This window comes from Citrobacter sp. wls757 (assembly GCF_005280935.1).
GTDB lineage: Bacteria > Pseudomonadota > Gammaproteobacteria > Enterobacterales > Enterobacteriaceae > Citrobacter > Citrobacter portucalensis.
Map to the genome: position 1 here is coordinate 52,297 of NZ_SZWU01000034.1, position 8,889 is coordinate 61,185.

Genomic DNA, 8,889 nt, shown 5'->3' on the forward strand with positions numbered 1-8,889 from the left:
AGCGTTACTGATGCTGGCGGAGCGCGACGGGTTTGCGTTACGCGATCGCACCGTAGGCATTGTGGGTGTGGGTAACGTTGGCGGGCGTTTGCAGGCGCGTCTGGAAGCGCTGGGGATCCGCACGCTGCTGTGCGATCCACCGCGAGCCGATCGCGGTGACGAAGGCAATTTCTGCTCGCTGGATGAACTGGTTGAGCAAGCCGATGTGCTGACTTTCCATACCCCGCTGTTTAAAGACGGGCCGTACAAAACGCTGCACATGGCGGATGACGCGCTGATTAGCCGGTTGAAGCCGGGCACTATTTTGATCAACGCCTGCCGTGGGCCGGTCATCGACAATACGGCATTGCTGAACCGATTGAATGCCGGTCAGTCGCTGAGCGTTGTGCTGGATGTCTGGGAAGGAGAGCCGGATCTCAATGTGGCGTTGCTGGAGAAAGCCGATATCGGCACGGCGCACATTGCCGGGTATACCCTCGAAGGAAAAGCGCGTGGCACCACGCAGGTCTTTGAGGCCTATAGTAAGTTTATTGGTCACGAGCAGCACGTTGCGCTCAGTACCCTGTTACCCGCGCCGGAATTTGGTCGTATCACCCTGCATGGCCCGTTAGATCAGCCAACGCTGAAAAGGCTGGTGCATTTAGTGTATGATGTGCGCCGCGATGATGCGCCGCTGCGCAAAGTCGCTGGAATTCCGGGTGAGTTTGATAAACTGCGTAAAAATTACCTTGAGCGTCGTGAATGGTCGTCTTTATATGTGATGTGTGACGACGCAACGGCTGCTGCCTTATTGTGTAAGCTGGGTTTTAACGCTGTTCATCATCCGGCACATTAATGTCTTCTTAATGCTCCCTGTCGAATAATGCGACAGGGACGCTTACGTATTTCTTGGAGTAAATCACCATGTCTGAAGGCTGGAATATTGCCATTCTGGGCGCAACGGGCGCCGTAGGCGAAGCCCTGCTCGATACGCTGGCTGAACGCCAGTTCCCGGTCGGTGAAATTTATGCGCTGGCGCGTAATGAAAGCGCCGGCGAACATCTGCGTTTTAACGGTAAATCGGTCATAGTGCAGGACGTTGCAGACTTTGACTGGACGCAGGCGCAGTTGGCATTTTTTGTTGCGGGCGCTGAAGCCACCGCCGCCTGGGTAGAAGAAGCCACTAATGCGGGTTGCCTGGTGATCGACAGCAGCGGTCTGTTCGCGCTTGAGCCAGACGTTCCGCTGGTGGTTCCGGACGTTAACCCGTTCGTGCTGGCGGATTACCGTAACCGCAATGTGATTGCGGTGCCTAACAGTCTGACCAGCCAACTGCTGTCTGCACTGAAACCGTTGATTGATGACGGTGGGCTTTCGCGTATTACGGTGACCAATATTATCTCAGCTTCCGCTCATGGCAAAAAAGCGGTGGATGCGCTGGCCGGACAGAGTGCAAAACTGCTTAACGGTATCCCGATTGACGAAGATGATTTCTTTGGCCGTCAGTTGGCATTCAACATGCTGCCGCTGCTGCCCGATCGTGAAGGTAGCGTGCGTGAAGAACGTCGTATCGTTGATGAAGTGCGCAAAATTATGCAGGATGACGGTCTGCTCATCTCTGCCAGCATCGTGCAGTCCCCGGTATTTTATGGCCACGCGCAGATGGTGAATTTTGAGGCCCTGCGCCCGTTGGCGGCGGAAGAGGCGCGCGATGCGTTTTCACGCGGTGAAGACGTGGTGTTGTCGGAAGAGACCGATTTCCCGACCCAGGTTGGCGATGCATCGGGCACGCCGCACCTTTCTATTGGCTGCGTGCATAATGATTACGGTATGCCAGAGCAGGTTCAGTTTTGGTCTGTGGCGGACAACGTTCGCTTTGGCGGCGCGTTAATGGCGGTGAAAATAGCGGAAAAACTGGTGCAGGAGTACCTGTACTAATGTCTGACCAGCAACAGCCGTCAACCCATAAAATTGCGCTGGGCATTGAGTATGACGGCAGCAAATATTATGGCTGGCAGCGCCAGAACGAAGTGCGTAGCGTTCAGGAAAAACTGGAAAAAGCGCTCTCTCAGGTGGCGAATGAACGCATCAATGTTTTTTGTGCAGGACGCACGGATGCGGGCGTTCATGGCACTGGGCAGGTCGTGCATTTTGAAACCACTGCCCAGCGTAAAGATGCGGCCTGGACACTGGGGGTAAATGCGAATTTACCTGGTGACATCGCCGTGCGCTGGGTTAAAGCTGTACCCGATGATTTTCATGCCCGATTTAGCGCCACGGCTCGCCGTTATCGCTACATCATCTACAATCATCGGTTGCGCCCTGCGGTTTTGGGTAAAGGGGTAACCCATTACTATGAACCGCTGGACGCTGAGCGTATGCATCGTGCGGCCCAGTGTCTGATTGGCGAAAATGATTTTACCTCGTTTCGAGCGGTGCAGTGTCAGTCGCGCACGCCGTGGCGAAACGTGATGCACATTAACGTCGAACGTTTCGGTGCATATGTGGTGGTGGATATTAAAGCGAATGCCTTTGTACATCATATGGTCAGGAATATTGTCGGCAGCCTGATGGAAGTTGGCGCCAACAACCAGCCGGAGAGCTGGATAGCAGAACTGTTAGCGGCAAGGGACAGAACGCTGGCAGCGGCAACGGCGAAAGCGGAAGGACTGTATCTGGTTGCAGTAGATTACCCGGACCGGTTCGACCTGCCAAAACCGCCTATGGGCCCGCTATTTCTGGCGGACTAATTTGAGTCGTATAAAGGCAAAACTATGGACCTGATTTACTTTCTTATCGATTTTATCCTGCACATTGATGTGCACCTGGCGGAGCTGGTTGCGGAATACGGTATCTGGGTATATGCCATTCTGTTTCTGATCCTGTTCTGTGAAACCGGGCTGGTGGTGACACCATTCCTGCCAGGGGACTCGCTGCTGTTTGTTGCGGGTGCGCTTTCTGCGCTGCCAACCAACGATCTTAATGTTCATCTGATGGTGGCACTGATGATTGTGGCGGCGATTGTGGGCGATGCGGTGAACTACACTATTGGCCGATTGTTCGGGGAAAAACTTTTCAGTAACCCGAACTCCAAAATTTTCCGCCGCAGCTACCTGGATAAAACCCATGCGTTCTACGAGCGTCATGGCGGTAAGACGATTATCCTGGCGCGTTTCGTGCCAATCGTGCGTACATTTGCGCCGTTTGTTGCCGGTATGGGACATATGTCCTACCGTCACTTTGCGATGTATAACGTCGTAGGCGCATTGCTGTGGGTATTGTTGTTCACCTACGCAGGCTACCTGTTCGGCGATCTGCCGATCGTCCAGGAAAACCTGAAATTATTGATTGTGGCGATTATCGTCCTTTCCGTATTGCCGGGGGTGATTGAAGTAATTCGCCATAAGCGTGCTGCGTCACGGGCTGCAAAATAGAAAGTAACTCAGCGGTTCGACCACTTTTTTATCCAAAGTTTCGGGCTGTTATGTTTTAATGTGCAACATTCATGGTCTGTTAGGGGCAAAAATGGCATTATGCGCCCCTTATAACAAAGCTGACTAGGGTTCAGGCAGAAAGGTCACCAATGAGCTGGATTGAACGAATTAAAAGCAACATTACTCCCACCCGCAAGGCAAGCATTCCTGAAGGGGTGTGGACCAAGTGTGATAGCTGCGGTCAGGTTTTATACCGTGCTGAGCTGGAACGTAATCTTGAGGTCTGTCCGAAGTGTGACCATCATATGCGCATGTCGGCGCGCAATCGCCTGCATAGCCTGTTAGATGAAGGTTCTCTTGTGGAACTGGGTAGCGAGCTTGAGCCGAAAGACGTGCTGAAGTTTCGTGACTCCAAAAAATACAAAGACAGACTGGCTTCTGCGCAGAAAGAAACTGGCGAGAAAGATGCGCTGGTGGTGATGAAAGGCACACTTCACGGTATGCCGGTCGTTGCTGCGGCATTCGAGTTCGCGTTTATGGGCGGCTCCATGGGCTCTGTGGTCGGCGCGCGTTTTGTCCGTGCCGTTGAGCAGGCGCTGGAAGACAACTGTCCGCTGATCTGCTTCTCCGCTTCTGGCGGGGCGCGTATGCAGGAAGCGCTGATGTCTTTGATGCAGATGGCGAAAACCTCTGCTGCGCTGGCGAAAATGCAGGAACGCGGTTTACCGTATATTTCTGTACTGACCGACCCAACAATGGGTGGTGTTTCCGCAAGCTTCGCGATGCTGGGCGATCTCAACATTGCAGAACCGAAAGCACTGATCGGCTTCGCTGGTCCGCGTGTTATCGAGCAAACCGTACGTGAGAAACTGCCGCCGGGATTCCAGCGCAGCGAGTTCCTGATTGAAAAAGGCGCTATCGATATGATCGTTCGCCGTCCGGAAATGCGCCTGAAACTGGCAAGCATCCTGGCGAAGCTGATGAATCTTCCCGCGCCGAATCCGGATGAGCCGCGTGAAGGCGAAGTGGTACCTCCGGTTCCCGATCAGGAACCAGAGGCCTGATAGTTTACGCTATGGGTTTCGGGTTGCAGGCAGGCGACAAGAGTGTTAATCCCGATGAACTTACACCGTTAAGTGATTCGGGAGAGCGAGTACAGCCAACACATCTGCAACGTGGAAAACGACGTGTAAAAAAGGGCAGGCCGGTTGGCGCTGCCCTTTTGCTTTTCTCAACGTAAAGAATCTACAGGCATCATGGACAATAAACGTATCCCTCAAGCCGCGTCGCCCCTGGCGTCGTGGCTTTCTTATCTTGAAAACCTGCACAGTAAAACCATCGATCTGGGCCTTGAACGCGTCAGCCAGGTGGCGCGTAAACTGGGTGTGTTGAAACCTGCGCCATTTGTTTTTACGGTGGCAGGAACCAATGGGAAAGGCACAACCTGTCGTACGCTGGAATCTGTGCTGACTGCGGCAGGCTATAAAGTTGGGGTGTACAGTTCGCCTCATCTGGTGCGCTACACGGAACGCGTACGCGTGCAGGGGCGTGAACTGCCGGAATCAGCTCATACCGCCTCGTTTGCTGAGATTGAAGACGCACGTGGTGACATTTCCCTGACTTACTTTGAATACGGTACGTTATCGGCACTCTGGCTGTTTAAACAGGCCCAACTGGATGTTGTTATTCTGGAAGTGGGGTTAGGCGGCCGCCTTGACGCCACCAATATCGTCGATGCCGATGTCGCAGTAGTCACCAGTATTGCGCTTGACCATACTGACTGGCTGGGCCCGGATCGCGAAAGTATTGGTCGTGAGAAGGCAGGGATTTTCCGCGCAGAGAAACCGGCCATCGTCGGCGAACCGGAAATGCCTTACACCATCGCGGATGTCGCTCAGGAGAGCGGGGCGATTTTGCAGCGCTGCGGTGTGGACTGGCGCTATGCGGTCACGGAGAATGACTGGTCGTTTACGGACGCTCATGGAACGTTGACGCACCTGCCGTTGCCGCAGGTGCCACAACCTAACGCTGCAACCGCACTGGCCGCACTGCGCGCAAGCGGTCTTAACGTCAGCGAGCAGGCCATTCGTGACGGTATCGAACAAGCGATTTTACCGGGACGCTTCCAGATTGTGAGCGAGTCGCCGCGGGTGATTTTTGATGTTGCCCATAACCCGCATGCGGCGGAGTATCTGACCGGACGTCTGAAAAAGTTAGTGAAAAGCGGGCGTGTACTTGCGGTTATCGGTATGCTACATGATAAAGATATTGCAGGTACGTTGGCCTGGCTGAAAAGTGTGGTTGACGACTGGTACTGTGCGCCCCTGGAAGGGCCGCGTGGTGCAACGGCAGAACAGCTGCTGGAGCACCTGGGCAAAGGCAACGCTTATGACAGCGTGGCGCAGGCATGGGCTGCGGCACTTGCTGAGGCGAAGCCAGAAGATACCGTGTTGGTGTGTGGATCGTTTCACACTGTCGCACATGTCATGGAAGTAATAGACGTGGGGAGAAGCGGTGGCGAGTAAGTTTCAGAACCGATTAGTCGGCACAATTGTGCTGGTCGCGCTCGGGGTAATTGTGCTTCCCGGGCTGCTTGACGGCCAGAAAAAGCATTATCAGGATGAATTTGCAGCGATCCCACTGGTGCCTAAACCCGGCGATCGCGATGAACCAGACATGATGCCTGCAGCAACGCAGGCGCTGCCGACTCAGCCGCCGGAAGGGGCGGCAGAAGAGGTGCGTGCGGGTGATGCTGCCGCGCCATCGTTGGATCCATCACGTTTGACGACGGCAAACAGCGCAGAGTTAGATCCTGTCCCTGCGCCTGTGGAACCACCGAAACCTAAACCGAAGCCGCAGCCTGTTGCTGTCGCCCCGACGCCAACGCCGGCACCGACTCCAGCGCCGAAACCGGCCGCTGAGGAAGCGCCAGCCCCAACCGGCAAAGCGTATGTTGTACAGCTCGGTGCATTGAAAAACGCGGATAAGGTCAATGAGATCGTGGGTAAACTTCGTGGCGCGGGCTTCCGGGTATATACTTCCCCGTCAACGCCGGTGCAGGGTAAAATAACCCGCATTCTCGTAGGACCTGACGCCTCCAAAGATAAGCTGAAGAACTCGCTGGGCGAGCTGCAGAAGATCTCTGGTTTGAGCGGGGTGGTGATGGGGTATACCCCTAACTAAGGGATTGCGTTACGTTGCTCTGATGTAGGCCGGACAAGGCGTTTACACCGCCATCCGGCAGTGCCCGAAGAGGCATAAAATCGTATGGCGTTGAAGATTTTTTCAGCGCCATTTTTATTTACGCGTGGAAAGGAAATCCCTACGCAAACGTTTTCTTTTTCTGTTAGAATGCGCCCCGAACAGGACGACAGGGCGTAAAATCGTGGGACACATATGGTCTGGATTGATTACGCCATTATCGCGGTGATTGGTTTTTCCTGTCTGGTTAGCCTGATCCGTGGCTTTGTTCGTGAAGCATTATCGTTGGTGACTTGGGGTTGTGCTTTCTTTGTCGCCAGCCATTACTACACTTACCTGTCTGTCTGGTTTACGGGCTTTGAAGACGAACTGGTTCGAAATGGGATTGCTATCGCGATACTGTTCATCGCGACACTTATCGTCGGCGCTATCGTTAACTTTGTGATAGGCCAACTGGTAGAGAAAACAGGACTGTCGGGTACCGACAGGGTGTTGGGGATCTGCTTCGGTGCTTTGCGTGGAGCGTTGATCGTCGCCGCCATACTGTTCTTTCTCGATACCTTTACCGGTCTGTCAAAAAGTGAAGACTGGGGTAAGTCACAGCTGATCCCGCAGTTCAGTTTCATCATCAGATGGTTCTTTGACTATCTGCAAAGCTCGTCAAGTTTCTTGCCCAAAGTATAAACTTTGGGTCGTTGCTGAACGAGGAAAAGACGTATGTGCGGTATTGTCGGTATCGCCGGTGTTATGCCGGTAAACCAGTCGATTTATGACGCGTTAACGGTGCTCCAGCATCGTGGTCAGGATGCTGCGGGCATCATCACCATTGATGCCAACAACTGCTTCCGCTTGCGTAAAGCAAACGGAATGGTGAGCGATATTTTTGAAGCGCGCCATATGCAGCGTTTGCAGGGCAATATGGGCATCGGTCATGTGCGTTACCCAACGGCTGGCAGCTCCAGCGCCTCCGAAGCTCAACCTTTTTACGTCAACTCACCGTATGGCATTACGCTTGCCCACAATGGCAACCTGACCAACGCGCATGAGTTGCGTAAAAAGCTGTTTGAAGAAAAGCGCCGCCACATCAATACCACTTCAGATTCTGAAATTCTGCTGAATATTTTCGCCAGCGAGCTGGATAACTTCCGCCATTACCCGCTGGAAGCCGACAATATTTTTGCTGCCATTGCGGCAACCAACCGCCAGATTCGCGGCGCCTATGCCTGCGTGGCGATGATTATCGGTCACGGTATGGTTGCCTTCCGCGACCCTAACGGTATCCGTCCGCTGGTGATGGGCAAACGCGATATTGGCGATGGCCGTACCGAGTACATGGTGGCGTCTGAGAGCGTAGCGCTGGATACGCTGGGCTTTGAATTCCTGCGCGACGTAGCACCTGGCGAAGCGGTGTACATCACCGAAAAAGGCCAGCTGTTTACCCGTCAGTGTGCCGATAACCCGGTGAGCAATCCATGTCTGTTTGAATACGTTTACTTCGCACGTCCTGACTCCTTTATCGACAAGATTTCCGTCTACAGCGCCCGTGTGAATATGGGGACTAAGCTTGGCGAAAAAATTGCCCGTGAGTGGGAAGATCTGGACATCGACGTAGTAATCCCAATCCCGGAAACCTCCTGTGATATCGCGCTGGAAATTGCCCGCATTCTCGGTAAGCCGTACCGCCAGGGGTTTGTGAAAAACCGCTATGTGGGCCGTACCTTTATCATGCCGGGCCAGCAGTTGCGTCGTAAATCTGTGCGCCGTAAGCTGAACGCTAACCGTGCGGAATTCCGTGATAAAAACGTGCTGTTGGTGGATGACTCCATCGTGCGTGGCACCACCTCAGAACAGATTATCGAGATGGCGCGTGAAGCTGGCGCGAAGAAGGTGTATCTGGCCTCTGCCGCCCCGGAAATTCGCTTCCCGAACGTTTATGGCATCGATATGCCTACGGCGACGGAGCTGATTGCGCATGGTCGTGAAGTGGACGAGATTCGCCAGATAATCGGCGCAGATGGTCTGATCTTCCAGGATCTGAACGATCTGATTGAAGCTGTCCGTGCTGAGAACCCGGATATTCAGCAGTTTGAATGTTCAGTGTTTAACGGCGTGTACGTTACCAAAGACGTCGACCAGCAATATCTCGATTTCCTCGACTCCCTGCGTAATGACGATGCCAAAGCGGTGTTGCGTCAGAACGAAGCGGAAAACCTTGAGATGCACAACGAAGGTTAATGTTTGCTCGCAAGCAAGGGCGCAACCTGCGCCCTTGCTT

The 8,889-nt window shown here is 53.8% G+C and carries 9 protein-coding genes; all 9 read left to right on the forward strand.

Annotated features, from left to right (window positions below; all coding sequences use genetic code 11):
- A partial coding sequence (locus tag FDW94_RS08710; protein WP_249358360.1) for a DUF3410 domain-containing protein occupies positions 1 to 835 on the forward strand: 835 nt, incomplete at its 5' end.
- Between the two features lie 68 nt (positions 836 to 903).
- Positions 904 to 1,917: an aspartate-semialdehyde dehydrogenase gene (locus FDW94_RS08715; protein WP_008785360.1), complete on the forward strand. Its 1,014-nt coding sequence runs from the start codon at positions 904 to 906 to the stop codon at positions 1,915 to 1,917.
- On the forward strand, positions 1,917 to 2,729 hold the full coding sequence (gene truA, locus FDW94_RS08720; protein ID WP_137377454.1) for a tRNA pseudouridine(38-40) synthase TruA: 813 nt from the start codon (positions 1,917 to 1,919) through the stop codon (positions 2,727 to 2,729). Before FDW94_RS08715 ends, truA begins: the two co-directional genes overlap by 1 nt.
- Before the next feature lie 24 nt (positions 2,730 to 2,753).
- Positions 2,754 to 3,413, forward strand: coding sequence for a DedA family protein (locus FDW94_RS08725; protein WP_003028140.1), 660 nt, complete (start codon positions 2,754 to 2,756; stop codon positions 3,411 to 3,413).
- Between the two features lie 149 nt (positions 3,414 to 3,562).
- Complete coding sequence (accD, locus tag FDW94_RS08730) at positions 3,563 to 4,477, forward strand: acetyl-CoA carboxylase, carboxyltransferase subunit beta (RefSeq protein ID WP_003834797.1); 915 nt, start codon at positions 3,563 to 3,565, stop codon at positions 4,475 to 4,477.
- A 192-nt stretch (positions 4,478 to 4,669) separates the two neighbouring features.
- Positions 4,670 to 5,938 carry a bifunctional tetrahydrofolate synthase/dihydrofolate synthase gene (folC, locus tag FDW94_RS08735; RefSeq protein WP_137377455.1) on the forward strand — a complete coding sequence of 423 codons (1,269 nt, stop codon included), beginning with the start codon at positions 4,670 to 4,672 and terminating at the stop codon, positions 5,936 to 5,938.
- The gene (gene dedD / locus FDW94_RS08740; protein ID WP_003834793.1) at positions 5,928 to 6,596 is read left to right on the forward strand and encodes a cell division protein DedD; all 669 of its coding nucleotides are present in this window, start codon (positions 5,928 to 5,930) and stop codon (positions 6,594 to 6,596) included. Before folC ends, dedD begins: the two co-directional genes overlap by 11 nt.
- 213 nt (positions 6,597 to 6,809) lie before the next feature.
- Positions 6,810 to 7,298 carry a colicin V production protein gene (gene cvpA / locus FDW94_RS08745; protein ID WP_003028129.1) on the forward strand — a complete coding sequence of 163 codons (489 nt, stop codon included), beginning with the start codon at positions 6,810 to 6,812 and terminating at the stop codon, positions 7,296 to 7,298.
- A 33-nt stretch (positions 7,299 to 7,331) separates the two neighbouring features.
- Entirely contained in the window at positions 7,332 to 8,849 is a 1,518-nt protein-coding gene (gene purF / locus FDW94_RS08750; protein WP_003028127.1) for an amidophosphoribosyltransferase, read from the forward strand.
- Positions 8,850 to 8,889: the final 40 nt, after the last annotated feature.